This is a genomic window from Alteromonas sp. KUL49 (genome assembly GCF_006538345.1).
Taxonomy (GTDB): domain Bacteria; phylum Pseudomonadota; class Gammaproteobacteria; order Enterobacterales; family Alteromonadaceae; genus Alteromonas.
This window is the reverse complement of the sequence record NZ_BJKL01000008.1, coordinates 64,357-82,430: the sequence shown is the minus strand read 5'-3', so window position 1 is coordinate 82,430 and position 18,074 is coordinate 64,357. Positions and strand designations below refer to the sequence as shown.

Sequence of the window (18,074 nt, the reverse complement as noted above, 5' to 3'; positions counted from 1 at the left end):
AAACGTTATGTGAATTTATACATCGTGCAAACCTTAAACGACGAAAAAGCGAGGTGATATCGTGGAGTTCAGTGTAAAAAGTGGCAGCCCAGAAAAGCAACGCAGTGCCTGTATTGTTGTAGGTGTTTTTGAGCCACGACGCTTAACGGCGGTGGCTGAGCAACTAGACGAAATCAGTGAAGGCTATATCAGCAATTTATTGCGCCGTGGTGATTTGGAAGGTAAAGCTGGCCAAATGCTACTTCTTCACCATGTACCTAATGTACTGAGTGAGCGCGTGTTGTTGGTTGGATGTGGTAAAGAGCGTGAATTAGATGAGCGCCAGTACAAGCAGATTATTGCTAAAACCATCAAGACACTGAACGAAACGGGCTCTATGGAAGCGGTATGCTTCTTAACCGAACTACATGTGAAAGGTTGTGATACCTATTGGAAGGTACGTCAGGCAGTTGAAGCAACGCAAGACTCGCTTTATACCTTCATGCAACTGAAAACTAAAAAAGGCGAGCCACGTCGTCCTTTGCGTAAAATTGTTTTTAACGTGCCCACGCGCCGTGAGTTACCTGTGGGTGAGCGCGCTGTTGAGCACGGTTTAGCCGTAGCTAAAGGCGCTAAGGTAACTAAAGATGTGGCAAACATGCCACCAAACATCTGTAATCCAGCTTACCTTTGGGAACAAGCCAAAGCGGTGGGTGAAGAATACGATTCTGTCACCGTGGAAGTTGTTGACGAAGCAAAGATGGCTGAGTTAGGAATGAATTCTTACTTGGCGGTAGGCCGCGGCTCTGACAACGAGTCTATGATGAGTATCATGCACCACAAAGGTGGGCCAGAAGACCAAGCACCTATTGTATTGGTGGGTAAAGGACTCACCTTTGATTCAGGTGGTATTTCGATTAAGCCAGGCGAAGCCATGGACGAAATGAAATACGACATGGGGGGAGCCGCAGGTGTTCTAGGCACTATGCACACGGTTGCTGAACTTAACTTGCCTATCAATGTGATTGGTATTCTTGCGGGCTGTGAAAACATGCCTGACGGCAACGCGTATCGTCCGGGCGATATCCTGACGACTATGTCGGGTCAAACTGTTGAGGTTTTGAATACCGATGCTGAAGGCCGTCTGGTACTGTGCGATGCGTTAACCTATGTTGAACGTTACGAACCAGACGTGGTTATTGATGTAGCAACCCTTACTGGCGCTTGTATCATTGCCCTTGGTTACCACGCTACGGGGTTAATGAGTACTCACAACCCATTAGCGCACGAGCTATTGAATGCGTCTGAGCAAAGTTCAGACCGCGCATGGCGCTTGCCGTTGTGGGATGATTATCAAGAGCAGCTTGAAAGTCCATTTGCCGACATGACCAACCTTGGAGGTCGCCCTGCGGGAAGTATCACTGCGGGCTGTTTCTTGTCTCGTTTTACTAAGAAATACAACTGGGCTCACCTTGATATTGCGGGTACTGCATGGCGCAGTGGCAAAAATAAAGGTGCCACTGGTCGCCCGGTACCAATGCTATCTCAGTTCATCATGAACCGAGCTGGTGTTAAGCAAGAGGACTAAGACGATATGCCACAGGTTGTTTTTTACCAGCTTACTGCCAATGACGACAGCATAGCCGCAAGAGCAAGTGCATTGATTGCCGACGCTTATGCGAATAAAGCGAAAGTCAGTGTGTTGTGCGATACACAATCTCAGGCAGAAAGTGTTGACGAATACCTGTGGCAATTGCCTGCAAAGCGCTTTGTTCCGCACAATATGTTCGGAGAAGGCCCGTCAACAGGCACGCCGGTTGAAATATGCTGGCACCCCGAGCAAGTGAGTCGCCGCCCTATGGTGGTGAATGTTGGCTCGGGTATGGTGCCAAACGCCCATCAACATAAACAAATCATCGATTTTGTACCCCTTGATGAAGATGCTAAACAAGCAGCTCGGGTACGATATAAACAATACCAGCAGGCGGGTTGCCAAATGCAGTTTAAATCTGCTGACTAATGTGAATAACCACCGCCTACTTTTTTGAGAGTAACAATGGATAAAACCTTCGAACCACAATCCATCGAGCAGCAGTGCTACGAAAAATGGGAACAAGCCGGCCTATTTAAAGCGTCTGGCACTGGCGACCCGTATTGTATTCTTCTTCCGCCACCTAATGTAACGGGTAGCTTGCACATGGGGCACGGCTTCCAGCAAACTATTATGGATGCGCTGACGCGTTATCGTCGTATGAAAGGCGACAATACGCTTTGGCAAGTGGGTACAGACCACGCGGGTATTGCTACTCAGATGGTGGTTGAACGCCAATTGAACGCTCAGGGTAAAACCCGCCACGACCTAGGCCGCGAAGCCTTTGTTGAAAAAGTGTGGGAGTGGAAAGAGCATAGTGGTGGCACTATCACAGGTCAGATGCGCCGTTTAGGTACTTCGCCAGATTGGTCTCGTGAAATGTTTACCATGGACGAGAACCTCTCGGCTGCGGTGACTGAAGTATTTGTAAAACTGCATGAAGAAGGACTCATTTATCGCGGTAAGCGTTTAGTTAACTGGGACCCAGTACTGCACACCGCGGTTTCTGACCTAGAAGTGCTGAACGAAGAAGAAGACGGCAGCATGTGGCATATGCGCTATCCACTGGCTGATGGCAGCGGAGAGCTTGTTGTTGCAACCACTCGCCCTGAAACCATGCTAGGTGATACCGCTGTTGCTGTTCATCCAGATGATGAGCGCTATCAGGCGTTTATTGGCAAAGAAATTAAATTGCCAATTACCGGCCGATTGATCCCGGTCATTGCCGACGATTATGTAGACCAAGAATTTGGAACAGGATGTGTGAAGATCACGCCTGCCCACGACTTCAACGATTACGACATGGGTAAGCGTCATGACTTGCCGATGATCAACATTTTGACAGACGATGCCAAGATAAACGACGACGCCCCAGAAGCATATCGTGGCATGGATCGTTTCGACGCCCGTAAGCAAATTGTTGCTGACCTCGATGATTCTGGTTTCCTAGTGAAAATAGAGCCACACAAACTCAAAGTACCACGAGGCGACAGAACCGGTGCGGTAATCGAACCTTATCTTACCGACCAATGGTACGTTGCCGTTGAATCACTGGCAAAGCCAGCCATTGAAGCGGTTGAAAGTGGTGACATTCGTTTTGTGCCTGAAAACTGGAACAAAACCTACTACCAGTGGATGCACAACATTCAAGACTGGTGTATCTCACGTCAGTTGTGGTGGGGACACCGCATCCCTGCGTGGTACGACGAAAACGGCAAGGTTTACGTAGGTCGCACAGAAGCTGAAGTTCGTGAAAAGAACGGTTTAGCCGCTGACGTAGCGTTAAGCCAAGACAACGACGTGCTTGATACATGGTTCTCGTCAGCCTTGTGGCCATTCGCCACTATGGGATGGCCTGAAGAAACACCAGAACTAGAAACCTTCTTACCATCTTCAGTATTGGTTACTGGTTTTGATATTATTTTCTTCTGGGTTGCTCGTATGATCATGATGACCAAGAAGTTCACTGGCAAGATCCCATTCAAAGATATTTATATCACTGGTCTTATTCGAGATGAGAATGGTGACAAGATGTCTAAGTCTAAGGGTAACGTGCTTGACCCTATCGACTTGATTGATGGTATTGACTTGGAATCACTTGTCGCTAAGCGTACTGCAGGGATGATGCAGCCTCAACTGGCTGAGAAGATTGCAAAGCGCACTCGCAAGCAATTCCCAGAAGGTATCCACGCCTACGGTACTGATGCACTGCGCTTTACCTTTGCAGCCATGGCGTCGACCAGCCGTGATATCAACTTTGATATGGCTAGGGTAGAAGGCTACCGTAACTTCTGTAACAAGATTTGGAATGCATCACGTTTCGTACTGATGAATACGGAAGAACACGATACGGGCAAAGACGGCGGCGAATTAGAGCTGAGTATGGCAGATCGTTGGATCTGGGCTAAGTTCCAACAAACACTAGTTGAATTTGAAAAAGCATTAGCCGACTACCGTTTCGATATTGCAGCTCAAACGGTTTATGAGTTCACATGGAATCAGTTCTGTGACTGGTACTTAGAATTAACTAAGCCAGTACTTAACAACGATAACAGCACAGAAGCGCAGAAGCGCGGAACCCGTCATACGCTAATTAACGTGCTTGAACACTTGTTGCGTTTGCTTCACCCGTTAATGCCGTTTATTACCGATACCATTTGGCAACGTGTGGTTCTGCTAAGTGCCATGACAGTTGAAGATAATGCTAGCATTATGACTCAGGCGTTCCCTGCGGTGGAAGCAGCGAAGCAAGATGCTCAGGTACTATCAGATATTGAATGGGTGAAGACCTTCATTGTGGGCATTCGTAACATTCGTGGCGAAATGGATATTTCACCCAATAAGCCGCTTAATGCATTGCTTAAAAACGTGAGTGATGAAGACGCTCGTTTGTTAGATGACGCTAAAGCCTTCCTTGATAAGTTGTCCAAACTTGAATCGGTAACTGTGCTTAAAGACGGTGAACAAGCTCCTGCATCAGCAACAGCTCTTGTAGGCGAAATGGAAGTACTCATTCCAATGGCGGGTCTTATCGATAAAGAAGCCGAACTGGCCCGTATTACCAAAGCGATGGACAAAGTCGAGAAAGACGTTGCTCGCACTCGAGGTAAGCTAGGTAATGAGAAGTTTGTTGGCAAAGCTCCTGAAGCGGTTATTGAAAAAGAGCGCACTAAGCTTGCCGAAGGCGAAAAGCAGTTAGAAAAGCTTAAAGAACAGTACGATACTATCGCTGCCCTTTAACCCCAACGTGATTGTTTAAACTAGAAAATCCCTGCCAACTGGCGGGGATTTTTTTGCGTCGAACCTCAGTTTGAACTACATTAGCCAATTGAGGATTTTTATAATATCAGGAAGATAAAAATGACCAAATTCACCTTAGTTCCTACGCTTACTGCATTACTTGTTGCATTTAGTGGCAGTGCTCAAGACGCTGATGCTCCATGTAATAGTAGCGAGCTGTCAGTAGCTGATGCTAATACTCTAGAGCAAGTCCATCATTTAAGTTCTTTTGTTCCAGCAAAACCTATCGAAAGAGCAAATCCTCGATTTCCCGTCATGGCTGCGAAAATCGGTGCGGAAGGCTGGGTAAAGATGAGTTATGTCATCGATGAAGAGGGTAATGTAGTCGACCCTGTGATTGAAGACGCTGGCGGTAGTCGCTACTTCAGAAATCCTGCGTTAAACGCCATTAAAAAGTGGAAGTATGAGCCAGCAATGATAGACGGAAAGCCTACACAGCAGTGCCGTCAATCCATTCAAATGGACTTTGTATTGGAAGGTAAGACTGGTGCAGCCAGGTCTTTCGTGCGCAAATACAAGGAGATTGATCAGCTCATGCAAGAAGGTGATTTGGTGCTAGCACAAGAAGGCCTTGCTGAGCTTCACGAACGAGATACAAACAATCGCTACGAAAACGCTTGGTTGTGGAGTCTTGACGCCCAAGTTGCGGGTAAATTGCAAGATTACCGCCGAGAATTAGCAAGTTGGAATAGAGCTGTGGCAAGTAGCAGCCGTCATTCATCAGAATACGCTACGTTTAAAGATGATTTTATGGCGCAAATTTATTCAAGGCAGTTCCAGATTAACGCCTATTTTGGTTACTACGTAGAAGCGCTTGAGGCAGCTGAATCGTTAGAAAGTATCACCAGTCAATCGCAAGTATATCAAGGTGTTGCTGATTCCGTTGAACGGGTTAAAGCGTTTATCGCTTCAGATGAGCACATTCAGGTTGCGATGGATTTGTCAGGGCGTACGACTCAGTTTCACAGTTTAAGCCGCCAGCAGTTCTTGTTCGACAACATTCAAGGGCAGTTAAATACTGTGGAAGTCCGCTGTGATTCACACAGAGAAAAATACACAGTTGCTGAAAATCATTTATGGACAATTCCCGATTCTTGGGGGCAATGTAGAGTGCTCGTTGAAGGCACAGAAGGTACTCAATTTAGTATTTTTGAAATAGCACAGAATCGTATGGACGACTTAATTCAGTAAAGAGTTCCATCAACGGTTTATTTGTAGAACTGCATCTTTTACCTCTCATACCATTTACCTTGTAGCCTATTGAGCGGAGAAGTTCGCTCAATAGCGCTCTCCCATCAATCATTGATTCACAGACGTATAATTGAGTAGTCTCGATCACACTTTGTAACAACCTCAACCAGCTCTCATCTTGATCAAAATTCAAAGTGCGCATATAGTGATATCAAAGTGATATCAAAAGGTGATGATTATGGAAGAGAAACAAGGATTTTCAATAAGTGGTTATGTCATGGGGTTGTTGGTTCTACCTCTGTCGCAATTAGCTACGCTGTATTGGTGGCATGCTCAAGGTGGATTGCTTCCACTGTTGGCTGTAATTTTGGTTGCTGTGCTTTGGCCGGGCTTTTTTATGGTTCAACCTAATCAAGGTAAGGTACTTACATTGTTTGGAAGTTACGTGGGCACTGAAAAGCGCGATGGGCTGCGTTGGACAATTCCACTGTTTATGCGAAAAACAGTATCGTTGCGTATTCGTAACTTTGAAAGTGGGCGTATTAAGGTAAACGACAACCAAGGTAACCCTATTGAAATAGCCGCTATTATTGTGTGGTCTGTCACCGATACCGCTGAAGCTGTGTTTGAGGTTGATGACTATGAAAGTTTTGTATTGATTCAAAGTGAATCTGCGCTGCGTAATATGGCGAGTAGCTTCCCGTATGACCCCCGTGACGATGAGCAAGCCGAAGTGGCTTTGCGCAGTCATCCGGTAGAAATTTCTAACCGTTTGCAGGAAGAGATCCAAGCGCGTTTAAACAAAGCAGGTATTACCGTTCATGAGGCCCGTATCAGTCACTTGGCCTATGCTCCTGAAATAGCTAGCGCCATGCTGCAAAGACAACAAGCAGCCGCAGTTATTGCAGCACGTAGTCAAATTGTAGAGGGCGCAGTAGGAATGGTTGAAATGGCGCTGGAACGTCTTGATGAGGCCGAAATGCTTGAATTAGACAGTGAGCGCAAAGCGGCTATGGTCGGCAACTTAATGGTGACACTGTGTGGAGACAAAGCACCACAACCTATCGTAAACACCGGTAGCTTGTACTAGCGAGGTCCACTATGTCGACAAAGAAAAAGGCCTATCCACTGCGTATAAATGCCAATGTGCTGGCAGCAATGCAGCGGTGGGCTGATGATGAACTTCGAAGTGCTAATGCACAAATAGAGTTTGTATTACGAGAGGCCTTGCTTAAGCAAGGCCGTATTAAGTTGGTTGAAAAAGTAGTGACGGATGTAGAACTCAAAGATCAAGCTGACGAGTAAGCTGAAAAGGCTACCCTGATAAAAACTTGTAGAGCATTTGAAAGAGCTTGTCTTTATCAACTGGTTTGGTGAGATAGTCATTCATACCCGCGTTTAGTGCAACATTAGTGTGTTCGGTATTGGCGTGGGCCGACAGTCCTATGATAGCCATCGAGGTATTAAATTGGCGTATGGCGCGGGTGGCGTCAATACCGTCAAGTACTGGCATTTGTACGTCCATGAGCACCAAACCGTATTTATTCTTTTTCACCATTGCGACGGCTTCTTCCCCATTTACCGCCACGTCTAGATTAAGAGCGATAGGTTCCAGCATTCTCTCTACAACGAGGCGGTTTATCTCGTTATCTTCTACCAGCAGTACTGATTTACCCGCCAGAGCATTCACTAGTTGCGAGGGGTCAACATTGTCTGTTTTTACAGGTTCGATCATAGGCTCGTCGGAAAACTCGAACTTGGCAGTGAAGCTGAATGTAGATCCCTTTCCCAGTTGACTTTCAACATGAATATTCCCGTGCATTCTTTCCACAAGTTGCTTGGTGATCGTTAACCCTAATCCCGTTCCGCCGTATTTGCGGGTAATGGAATTGTCCGCTTGGGTAAATTCGCTAAAAAGTTGGGCTAAATGGGCTTCAGCGATACCTATACCTGTATCCGTGACGGCAATTTTTAGTGTGACTCCGTTATCCGTTTTGTCCTGAAGGTCGACTTTTATCGACACCGAACCATCATCAGTAAACTTAATTGCATTACCTAACAAGTTAATCAGGATTTGCTCGAGTCGGAATGGATCGCCAATGAGATGTTTTGGTATTGCTTTGTCGAGTTGAACTTTTACCTTGAGCCCTTTTTCATCTGCACGAACTAAGCACATATCTAAGACCCTTCGCAGGGAGCGATTAATTCGAAATGATGTCGATTCTAGTGTGAAGGTATTGGACTCTATTTTATTAAAATCGAGGATGTCATTAATTACTGAAAGCAGGTGCTCTCCTGATTGACCAATCTTTCTGAGATACTCATTTTTTTGATGTTCTCCTTTTGCTTCTATACCTACTTGCGCAAATCCCAATACCGCATTCATTGGTGTTCTTAGCTCGTGACTCATATTGGATAAAAATTGAGATTTGGCTAAGCTTGCTTCTTCAGCTTCAAAAATGGCGTTGTTTAATGCATCGTTTTGGTTTTCTAGTTTCACCAGTGCACTAGACAAGGTTTCTGTCATTTGATTGATACCTTGACCGAGAGCACCGAGTTCGTCGTTTTTTCTGACTTTCACCTTCTCGTCGTAACTTCCTTTGGCAACCCGCGTAACCACGTCTAGCATGTGCATCGTAGAATCAATTAGCTGGGTATTGATAACGTAAACCGTGATCACCATCATCGCTAAAAGAATGACACTAGCGATAATCAAAAAAGGCGTGGTATCAATTTTTGCGTTCAGAATTTCTCTATCTAATAGACTGACCGCATACCATTCGAGTTCTTCAATATAAACAATGGCACTGATGTACTCTCTTCCATTAATCTCTAGTGGTTCTACCATTATGGGGGCAACGGATCCCGGAGGAATGGGCTTTTCTAACTCGTCGATAACATGTGCTGGTAGAAGAACTTGCCAGTTTTTTTCGTTTACGTAGTCAACGAGTGCTTGGTGAAGATCACTATTTTTCGACGTATCAATGCCTCTCACAATTTGGTTGTTGTCTAACAAAATATTGGATACGTCTTCGGATGGGTAATCCAGAATAGAGTTAAATGCAATATCTGTAGATACATAAGTACCTACCAGCCCAATGAGTTCGTCCTTTTGGCGAACAAAATAATCAAAGTATACATATGCGTTTCCATTAAACGGATGAACGCTAGCATCAATAAAGTAGGGCTTTCCCGTAGCGATGATATCGGTGTACCAGGTGTCTCGCTCGAGAACTATCTGAGTATCTTCAATAATTTGCGTGGTATCGTTCCAATCGAATCCTCGCAATGTGCCATGAGAGTACAAAAACCAACCTTCACACTGAATGATAGCGCACGTTGATTCAATAGCATCTATAGCCTCTGCTTGGTAAGCAGCGTTGGTCGGGTCTATCATCCAGCGCTGGAAATGCTGGTTGAATAAGCTCTGATCAATAAGGCTTTTATCGTTAGTAAAATAGCTTAGTGCCCGTTGCTTGGTAATACTGGCCTGCTGACGAATAAGCTTAACACCGAGGTTTTCCTCAACATTATTCAAAAAGTCAGTGAGGAAATATGAAAATGCGCCATAAAACAACGCAAAGGTAATTAATATCAGTCCAATGATGTTGATACGGATAGCTTGACGATCAAGCTTAATCATAGTTTTCCCTTAGCGTACGTTTGTGTCAGTTCTCAATCAAAGTGGGGAATACAAATATCGAAACGGAATGAGAACAGTCCCTTGCGTAGTTCACAGAACACAGAGCTTACTAAGAGTTTAGGAGGGGAAATGGTCACTGCGCAAGGGAAGTTGCGCAGTGAAGTGAAATTTATCAGCTAAGCAGATTTGCCAAAACGTTTTAGGGCAACAATTCCAAGCAATGCTATCAGTGAATACCACGCTGTGCTTCCGCCATGTTCCTCTACAATGACAACAGTTTCTTCATATACACTTTCGTAGTTTTCACTTTCTAACGATACATAAGAAAGGTCTGCATCCGCATAGTAATCAGCTACAGCAACGAGTTCCTCTGAATATGCATCGTACAACTCTATTAGCACGTCGTAATCTCTGGGTGGAAAACCTCGAATAAGCTCACTTTCAATAACAAAGCTATCAGAACCATCTTCACCATAAATGTAGAATTCAGAGGTTACATGTATCGATTCGTATTGCTCGTTAGTACCAAGATAGATTACGGCGTATACAGGTGCATCTGCGTAAATGGTGTCGGCATCAAATTCTAAGGTGAATTTTGAAAAATAGCCGTCGTAATCTAAATCGAGGTCAAGGCTCAGCCAGCTGTCGTAAATCCAAAAATCAGAGGTGGTGACTAGACTGGTCGATGCAAGCTGCTTTGACGTACCGTTGTACTTCGCTTCACGGTGTTCTTGCTTTTGTTCAACACTCAACCCTTGTAATACGCTAGTGGACTGTCGCGCAGCGATGTCTGTCTGGTCAGAATTTCCTGAGTTTTGTACTGCAGCTTGATATGGCTCTTCATAACGAAATTCTTTGCTTTGAACGAGCGGGGTTTGGCTGTCTGTTGTGTTTGCAAAACTGGCGTTCGCAATAAGCGTTAAAGCGATACCTGCCAGCGAACGTAAAGATGGTGTGTAAAACATGGTTATCTTCCTTTCCAGTGTAAATGACAATGTCATTGTTGACGGAAAGAGATGAACCAATGCTGAAGCGAGACTTAATCTCGCTTCAGATAAGCGGGGGATTAATCTTCTAGGAACTCGCCTTCATCATCGATGTCTTCACCGCGTGGCATGAAGTACGTTCCCCAACCCTCGTAAAAAACGTTATGTTTGTCAGCAATGACTAACAGTGTGTCTACGTCTTTGTCGAGGGGGTCGCGAGAGAGCTTACGTTCTGCGATGGCGTCGAAACAGAAAACTTCACCACCGTCATCGAGTTCGAGTTCTTCTGCATCTGTGACTTCGAAACCTGCTTTGAACGCATCAACAGCGGCTTTTTCTAGCGCGTCAAAGTCAGTTGATGCAAAGTGATGTTCGATGGTGTAGTCGGCGTCTGCTTGGCTACCATCTTCTAGTAATGCGTCAATGGTTTCCTGATTGAACGCGTACCACTCGTCTTTTTCGTCAATTTGCTTCATCAACTCAAGGCCTCTAAGAAATTTTTCGCAAGTTTAACGTGTTTTTTCTAATTCGGCGACTTGGGAATCAAGTTCCCGAAGCTTTTCTTCCATTTGTGTATGAAAGTGTGCCATCCACTCTTTCATTGATTTATCGTCAGTCATAGCTTGAGGAGCGGCAATATCAATGATCACAACGCCATTGTTCCAGCGATTCCATTTTACTTTTTGATGTAAGTCGCTTGCCGTCACCATTACCACAGGTTCATTGGTCGCTTTTGCCAAGCGAAAAGCCCCCTGTTTGAAAGGAAGTAAACCTCGTCCATAGCTACGTGTACCCTCGGGGAACATCCATACTGAAGCGCGTTTTTCTGTAATTCGCTTTGCGGCGACGTCTAGGGTATCGCGCGCTCGACCAGAGTTTTTACGGTCAATAAGGATATTGCCTGACAACCAGTAAATTTGGCCAAAAATAGGGATCCACTTAAGGCTTTTTTTGCCAATCGTTACTACTCCCGGCAATGCTGCTTTGCAAATAGTCATGATGTCGTAACTATTTTGGTGATTGGCAATAAATACGTAGGGAGTTGTTACGTCAACGCTCGGATCTTTGCGAACAATAACCTTCATTCCCATTACTCGAGACATTAATCCATAGAGCTTTCCTGCGATATGTACATTGTCTCGGTGAAATGGGCGCGCTAAACAAACAATAAGTAGCACAAAGTTAATGATTAAAAAGGCTAACAACAGCGCAGGCGCGCGAACTAACGCAATCAAAAAAGTATCCTCAAAACAAAATATGGGTGCGCCGATTAAATTTCAGCGTACACGTGTGCGGCGAGTGTACCCGATTCCCCATCCAGTTTCATTAGAGAAATAGTGGTCATAGGAGTTACGAAAAACCGCAGGCTATGACAGTGATTTGAGAATACTAACTTTAGTATGAGGAAAAGTTGCCGATTGGTGGTTACACTATGACTACATCGTTTTTTATTACAGGCTAGGTATTTAGCATGCAAACATTTGTTCCAGAAGAGCTCGAAGATGACATTCTTACCGATTTAATGGAAGAGATTAACGAGCTTTATGAGTCGAGTGAGCAAACGTTAATTGAGCTGGAATTACGGCCTGAAGACAATGAGCTACAGCGGGCACTGTTTCGCTCTATTCATACGATTAAAGGTGATTTGGGGCTAGTAAACTTCACACCGATGATCCCACTGCTTCAGCATGTTGAAGACTTGTTGGATTTTCTTCGCAAAGGACAGATTGCTTATACCAGTACCATGAGTGACTTGGTTCTTCTCACCATGGATAAAGTAAAAGCCTTTGTCGAAGGCATCATGAGGCAGGGCTCTGCAGAGTTTGATGAAGCTTTTAATGCGGATCTCGTCGACGCTATTGCGCAAATCACGCCTGATAACTCTGATGAACATGAACGTCTACTGGTCAATGCGGTACGTATCTTAAACCCTGATTTTGATGGTGGTGAATCTCACGACGAGGCCAATACCGCTGCCAAAGCACCCAAACTCGCTACTATAGGTATTCCTAAAGATGTGAGTGACGAGAAGAAGCTCGATATTTTGTTCTTCCGTGACATGATGCAAAGTATCGAAAAGCGCTCTTTATATTGGGGCGGTCGAGGAGACCGTATTGCAAAATTAGCCATGTATATCAACGATCTTGCGGGTAACCCCATAGAAGAAGACCAACTGGCGGTTGCCTGTTATGTGCATGATTTTGGTATGGCATTTATGCCAATAAAATTACTGCACAAGCAAGATTCACTCAGTGATATCGAGTTTAATTTGATGCGCTCGCATGTGTACAAAAGCTCGCGACTATTGGAACATCTTGACCAGTGGGATATGGCGCGCAAAATTGTGATGCAACATCACGAGCGTACTGACGGCACTGGTTATCCCCTTGGATTGAAGGAAGACGACATCTGTGACGGCGCCAAGCTACTCGCTATTGCTGATACTTATGACGCTATGACTCACTCGCGGGCGAATGCCAACGTTACTCAGTACTCTAAGAAGCAGGCGGTTATCGAAATCAACAAAACCGCGAAAGGGCAATTCAGTATGAAGTGGGTGCGTTTGTTTAATCAGGCTATGACTACGCTTTTAACTAAAGGGCATTTGTAACTTAGTTATTTCACACCTATTTCACAAGGACCCCAATATTCTGGCATTACCGTAGATAAAACGAGTAATGCCATGTCTTCTAATTTAAGCCGCCTTATACAGCTGTGTGGTGTTGAACAGTCTTTTAGCCTGAACAATGAAAAGACGACGCTGTTTACTGACGCATCTTTTACTATTGAGCAAGGGAATTCATACGCTATTACTGGCCCTTCTGGCGCTGGTAAATCGAGCCTGCTAATGCTGATGGCTGGGCTAGAGAGCCCAACTAGCGGGACCTTACAATTCTTCGAACAGAACAAAGCCTATGAAATGAACAAAATGCGTCATTTAACGGGGTTTGTCTTCCAACAGTTTCACTTGTTACCTGAACTAACCGCTCTTCACAACGTGGCGCTACCACTTAAACTTCGGGGCGAAAAACTCGCGGATGAAAAAGCCTTAGCTTGGCTTGAAAACGTGGGGCTGGCACATCGGAAAAATCATAAACCCGCGCAATTGAGTGGCGGAGAACAGCAGCGCGTAGCCATTGCACGTGCGCTTGTGTTTGAGCCCGCTTTTATCTTTGCCGATGAGCCCACTGGTAATTTAGATAGCAATAACGCTGATGACATTGCTGACGTGTTGTTTCGTTGCTGCGAAGACCAGGGAGCAGGATTGGTCGTGGTAACTCACAGTGAAGCACTTGCTGCACGAGCACAGTACAGGGTTGTATTGTCACGGGGACAATGCCAGTTCGATACCAAGAGGAGTGGTCTTTAATGCAGAATACTATCCAATTGGCCTGGCAGTTGGCACGGGAAGAAAGTCGTCAGACCCATCATCGCTACTTACACTGGGTACTCGGTCTACTCATGGTGTTTGTGCTAACTCTGAGTCAAAGCAGTCTGTCAGTACAACACTATCTTGAGCAGAATCTGGAAAATTTATTAGGGGCTGACCTTGTAGTAAGCCATACAAAGTCACTTTCTGCTGAACATATTCAATTTCTTGAGCAGCATAGTTCAGCCGTTGTTGCGACGCAAAGCGCTACTACAACCTTGTCCAATGGCTCTCACTTTCAGCAAGTGAAACTCAAAGCCGTTGGACAAAACTACCCGCTTGAAGGCGCGTTAGTGGTAGCTTCTAGTTTGGGGGGGAGCACTGAACATGTCCTATCTGGGCCTTCAATAGGTGAAATTTGGCTGGATGGGCGAACGCTGGCAAGCTTACATATGGTCGTTGGTGACACTGTCACAATGGCTGGTGAATCGCTAAAGATAAGTAAGGTTTTGATTCATGAACCCGACCGACTGATGGAAGGTCATACGGTAGAGATGCGCGGTTTAATAAATCTCGACACTATGAAACTGTTGAGTTTACCCCCCGAACATATGGCGTATCGCTATTTAGTTGCAGCAAGTAATCAACAAATAACAACGCTTATTGATTGGCAGAAAGCGAATTTACCCGCCGCTAGTGTATTTCATAAGCAGGGAGCTCATCCCCTTGCCTTATTCTGGAAACGCACAGAAAACTTCATGGGGTTAACTTCCATTATTCTGTTTTTTATGGCAGCCATTGGCATAGAGCAACTATCGCAAGTACAAAGAAAAAAAGAGCAAGTATTTAGCGCCATATGTATAAGTTTGGGATTAACTCATCAAAACGCACTTTTGGTGTCTGTAGTTAAGTGGGCGTTGCATATAGTTAAACTGACGCCCATTGTATTAGTAATATCAATGCTATTCCATTTAGGTGTGGTGTATTGGCTAGGCTCTACCTTCAATGATCTATCTTGGGAATGGCATGGCGTGGAGTGGGTTAAGGTCTGGTGTTGTTTAGTAGCAGGCGCATGTGTATTTCAATTACCAATTTGGGTAGCAGTTGCACAAAGCTCAATACGCGCTTTAACTCATCCTCTTCAAATCAGTAGCAAAAATGGCTTGTTAAAGCTATGTATCGTCTCAGTTATTTGTGCGGTGGCCTTTGTATATTCTGACAATGCATTGCTGACCGGTATGGTATTGGTCAGCTTGCTGATTTGTGTTGCACTGATACTTTTTCTCAGCTGGTTATCGTTGTATTTGGGTGAACGAGCTACACAAAATTTGTCGGGTATATTCCCATTTGCTTTATATATGATGCGTCAGCGAGTACTGGTAAAGAGTACCCAGATCCTCGGTGTTGGACTGTGCACATTTTTACTTTTGTTCACATTAATGTTGCTCAAAGACATTGGTGCATCAATGACTTCATATACCCGAGAGCACAACGGAAACTTGCTAGTGAGTCAAGCTAGTGAGGCTCAATGGCAAGACATTAGAGCATGGACAAAAACACAAGGTGCCGAGGTACGCCAACATAAATCGTTTATGTACGCACAGCTCGTTAAGGTTAACGGACTGTCGCTAGACCAATACGATGATTCACCCAGCGAGAGTTTACAAACCCTGCAAAAATCAATTCGCTTGCATTGGAGTAATGACGTTCCCACAAATAATCGTGTGGTTGAAGGACAATGGTGGGAGCGTGACACACAACACTGGCAACAGGTATCTGTTGAAGATGAAGTGATGACTGACTTGGGGTTGGCGTTGGGAGATACACTCGTTTTCTACATCAATGATAAACCAGTGCAGTTTGAGATTGTTGCGTCTCACGTTTACCGAGCAGGTGGCGGATCAATTACCTTTTGGGTACAAATGCCTGCTTCTGCCATAGCGCATATCGACGCGCCTCATTATTCTATGGCAAGTATTGAACTCTCAGAGGAGCAATTCGGTAGACTTGGAGATTTATGGCAGCAGCATCCTTCCATTCGCATGGTGTCTTTAAGTGAAATGGCACAGCGGTTTGACACCATTTTGGCCTTGGTTACACAAGTAGTCAGTGGTATTTCAATACTCATTATCGTATTGGCGGTCATTGTGATTCTGTCGTCAATTCGCGGTTTTGAAGCTGATGAGAAAAAGAAAAACAGTATCATTCTAAGCTTTGGTTTTGACCGTAAATTGTGTCTAAAGCTGAATATTATCGAATGGCTTGTGACTGGAGGTATTGCAGCATTAGGTGCAATAGTAAGCACTTACATTGCTGGAGTTCTTATCTACCAATCCCAGTTCTCTTTAGTATATCGGCCAGACATTCTTTGGTTGCTAGGCACTTTATTACTGATAATGACGTTTGTTGGTACACTGGGTGTATATGGGAGTAAAAAAAGTCTCTCTCAGTCACTGCGTCATTTATTGGCAGATTAGGGGCTGTCGACCTTTGCAGTACGTTTTTGCAGCGAAGTGTTTGTCATTTAGACAAGGAAATGCTCACGCCGTGTAGTCATCTACACAAGTGAGCGTTGACGCCGTATAAATGACAAACAATCGCTGCCTGAAAGGTTCATCCAAGCGAACCTCATACTGCTTCACTCGTTGCTCTTTTGGAATAACCAAACTACGCGCCTCGTTTATTGTCTGAGACTCGCTTGGAGTGAACAAAAAGTGTACCGCAAAGGTCGACAGCCCCTAGTCTTTCACATCTATTTCACACTCTGTAGGTCATTCTTCATGAAACATTCAGGAGGATGACCTATGAAACAACTTACCCGCTATACACTGATCGTTGCCAGCTACATGGCATTGTTTTTCACTTTATCGGCCATGGCGAATGTGTCAGAACAACAGCGAATACTTATGGTACTCAGCGGCTACGGAGAGGACGGTGGTAAAACAGCTCCGGGCTTTGAGTTTGATGAGTTTTCGAAAGCTTATGTGGTTTTCAAACAAAATGGCTTAGCCGTGGATATTGCTAGCCCTGAGGGCGGTGTGGTTGTGGCTGACGAGTACGATCCAAATCGAGATTTTAATCAAGCGGTGCTAAATGACCCGCAAGCTATGGCAATGCTTAATGATACCCTATCTACAGCGGATGTGGACGCGAGAAATTACCAAGGTGTTTTCATCGTGGGTGGAAAAGGAGCTATGTTCGACCTACCTAAAGACACTGCTCTTCAATCTATTATTGCCAATGTTTATCAGAGCGAAGGAAGTGTCGCTGCGGTTTGTCATGGCCCTGCTGCGTTGATTGATGTAAAACTTGACGACGGTAGTTACCTTGTGGCTGGTAAAGCGGTTAATGGTTTCACCAATATTGAAGAAAACTTGTTTGCTTCTAAGTGGCTTAGCGATTTTGATTTTATGCTGGAAGACAAACTCATTGAGCGTGGTGGTCGATTTGAATCAAGCGCGATGATGCTGTCTCACGTAACGGTAGATTCTCGTTTAGTCACCGGGCAAAATCCATCATCAACAGTAGCTGTAGCGGTTGCGCTAGTTGAGTCGATGGGAATTACACCAAAACCAGCAGCGTCATATCGCGATGACAGAACACTTGCACTTGTTGCAGAAGTATTGGCTGGAGATGACAGCGCAGCACGAACCTTGCTTTCCGATGCAGAGTACTATCAACAAGACCTAGTAGGAATGTATGGTTACTATTATCTACAGACTGCACAAACACCAGAATCTATGCAACACGCATTAACGCTCATGCAGGTTGGGCGTGAAGCCATTGGCAATCCTTTGTTAGATGTGCAAATTGCCAAAACTCAACATGAGCTGGGGGATTCGGAGAATGCATTGGCGTTGTTGAAGCAGACTATTGCAGCCAATCCGGATTTTGAACCAGCGCGGGCATTGTTGCAGTCGCTGACTCTGTAAGTTAGCTTGCATTGATAATTGCCCTCTGTGGTAGTTATCAATGTATTATTTGCTCACAGTCGAACAGTTGAGCTTCGCAAGC

Annotated in this window: 15 protein-coding genes; 10 read left to right on the top strand and 5 right to left on the bottom strand. The window is 44.9% G+C overall.

Annotation, left to right across the window (positions count from 1 at the left end):
* Window positions 1-61: 61 nt before the first annotated feature.
* The 6 genes from pepA to EYS00_RS14595 all read left to right on the top strand — a co-directional run bounded on the left by pepA (window position 62) and on the right by EYS00_RS14595 (window position 7,366).
* Window positions 62-1,567 carry a leucyl aminopeptidase gene (pepA, locus tag EYS00_RS14620; protein ID WP_130637899.1) on the top strand — a complete coding sequence of 502 codons (1,506 nt, stop codon included), beginning with the start codon at window positions 62-64 and terminating at the stop codon, window positions 1,565-1,567.
* Window positions 1,568-1,573: 6 nt separating this feature from the next.
* The gene (locus tag EYS00_RS14615) at window positions 1,574-1,999 is read left to right on the top strand and encodes a DNA polymerase III subunit chi (RefSeq protein ID WP_130637897.1); all 426 of its coding nucleotides are present in this window, start codon (window positions 1,574-1,576) and stop codon (window positions 1,997-1,999) included.
* Window positions 2,000-2,035: 36 nt separating this feature from the next.
* A complete protein-coding gene (locus tag EYS00_RS14610; RefSeq protein ID WP_130637895.1) occupies window positions 2,036-4,810 on the top strand; it encodes a valine--tRNA ligase in 2,775 nt (924 codons plus the stop codon).
* A 120-nt stretch (window positions 4,811-4,930) separates the two neighbouring features.
* Entirely contained in the window at window positions 4,931-6,061 is a 1,131-nt protein-coding gene (locus tag EYS00_RS14605) for an energy transducer TonB (RefSeq protein WP_130637893.1), read from the top strand.
* A gap of 238 nt (window positions 6,062-6,299) precedes the next feature.
* Complete coding sequence (locus tag EYS00_RS14600; protein ID WP_130637891.1) at window positions 6,300-7,151, top strand: SPFH domain-containing protein; 852 nt, start codon at window positions 6,300-6,302, stop codon at window positions 7,149-7,151.
* Between the two features lie 11 nt (window positions 7,152-7,162).
* A complete protein-coding gene (locus EYS00_RS14595; RefSeq protein WP_130637889.1) occupies window positions 7,163-7,366 on the top strand; it encodes a hypothetical protein in 204 nt (67 codons plus the stop codon).
* Between the two features lie 10 nt (window positions 7,367-7,376).
* Here the strand turns inward: EYS00_RS14595 and EYS00_RS14590 are convergent, their stop codons facing one another.
* From EYS00_RS14590 to EYS00_RS14575, 4 genes are all read right to left on the bottom strand, one after another.
* Window positions 7,377-9,704: an ATP-binding protein gene (locus tag EYS00_RS14590; protein ID WP_130637887.1), complete on the bottom strand. Its 2,328-nt coding sequence runs from the start codon at window positions 9,702-9,704 to the stop codon at window positions 7,377-7,379.
* A gap of 176 nt (window positions 9,705-9,880) precedes the next feature.
* Window positions 9,881-10,669: a choice-of-anchor H family protein gene (locus EYS00_RS14585; protein WP_130637885.1), complete on the bottom strand. Its 789-nt coding sequence runs from the start codon at window positions 10,667-10,669 to the stop codon at window positions 9,881-9,883.
* Between the two features lie 101 nt (window positions 10,670-10,770).
* Window positions 10,771-11,166, bottom strand: coding sequence for a ribonuclease E inhibitor RraB (gene rraB, locus EYS00_RS14580; protein ID WP_130637884.1), 396 nt, complete (start codon window positions 11,164-11,166; stop codon window positions 10,771-10,773).
* Between the two features lie 33 nt (window positions 11,167-11,199).
* Window positions 11,200-11,925, bottom strand: coding sequence for a 1-acylglycerol-3-phosphate O-acyltransferase (locus EYS00_RS14575; RefSeq protein WP_130637882.1), 726 nt, complete (start codon window positions 11,923-11,925; stop codon window positions 11,200-11,202).
* 236 nt (window positions 11,926-12,161) lie between these two features.
* Here EYS00_RS14575 and EYS00_RS14570 point away from each other — a divergent pair, with 236 nt between their 5' ends.
* From EYS00_RS14570 to EYS00_RS14560, 3 genes are all read left to right on the top strand, one after another.
* Window positions 12,162-13,301: an HD domain-containing phosphohydrolase gene (locus EYS00_RS14570; protein WP_130637880.1), complete on the top strand. Its 1,140-nt coding sequence runs from the start codon at window positions 12,162-12,164 to the stop codon at window positions 13,299-13,301.
* Between the two features lie 72 nt (window positions 13,302-13,373).
* On the top strand, window positions 13,374-14,060 hold the full coding sequence (locus tag EYS00_RS14565) for an ABC transporter ATP-binding protein (protein ID WP_130637878.1): 687 nt from the start codon (window positions 13,374-13,376) through the stop codon (window positions 14,058-14,060).
* Window positions 14,060-16,537, top strand: coding sequence for an ABC transporter permease (locus EYS00_RS14560; RefSeq protein WP_242618783.1), 2,478 nt, complete (start codon window positions 14,060-14,062; stop codon window positions 16,535-16,537). Before EYS00_RS14565 ends, EYS00_RS14560 begins: the two co-directional genes overlap by 1 nt.
* A gap of 63 nt (window positions 16,538-16,600) precedes the next feature.
* Here EYS00_RS14560 and EYS00_RS20565 read toward each other — a convergent pair whose 3' ends face one another.
* A complete protein-coding gene (locus EYS00_RS20565) occupies window positions 16,601-16,771 on the bottom strand; it encodes a hypothetical protein (RefSeq protein WP_165399393.1) in 171 nt (56 codons plus the stop codon).
* Between the two features lie 93 nt (window positions 16,772-16,864).
* Here EYS00_RS20565 and EYS00_RS14555 point away from each other — a divergent pair, with 93 nt between their 5' ends.
* The gene (locus EYS00_RS14555) at window positions 16,865-17,992 is read left to right on the top strand and encodes a type 1 glutamine amidotransferase domain-containing protein (protein ID WP_130637874.1); all 1,128 of its coding nucleotides are present in this window, start codon (window positions 16,865-16,867) and stop codon (window positions 17,990-17,992) included.
* The last annotated feature ends 82 nt before the right edge of the window (window positions 17,993-18,074 follow it).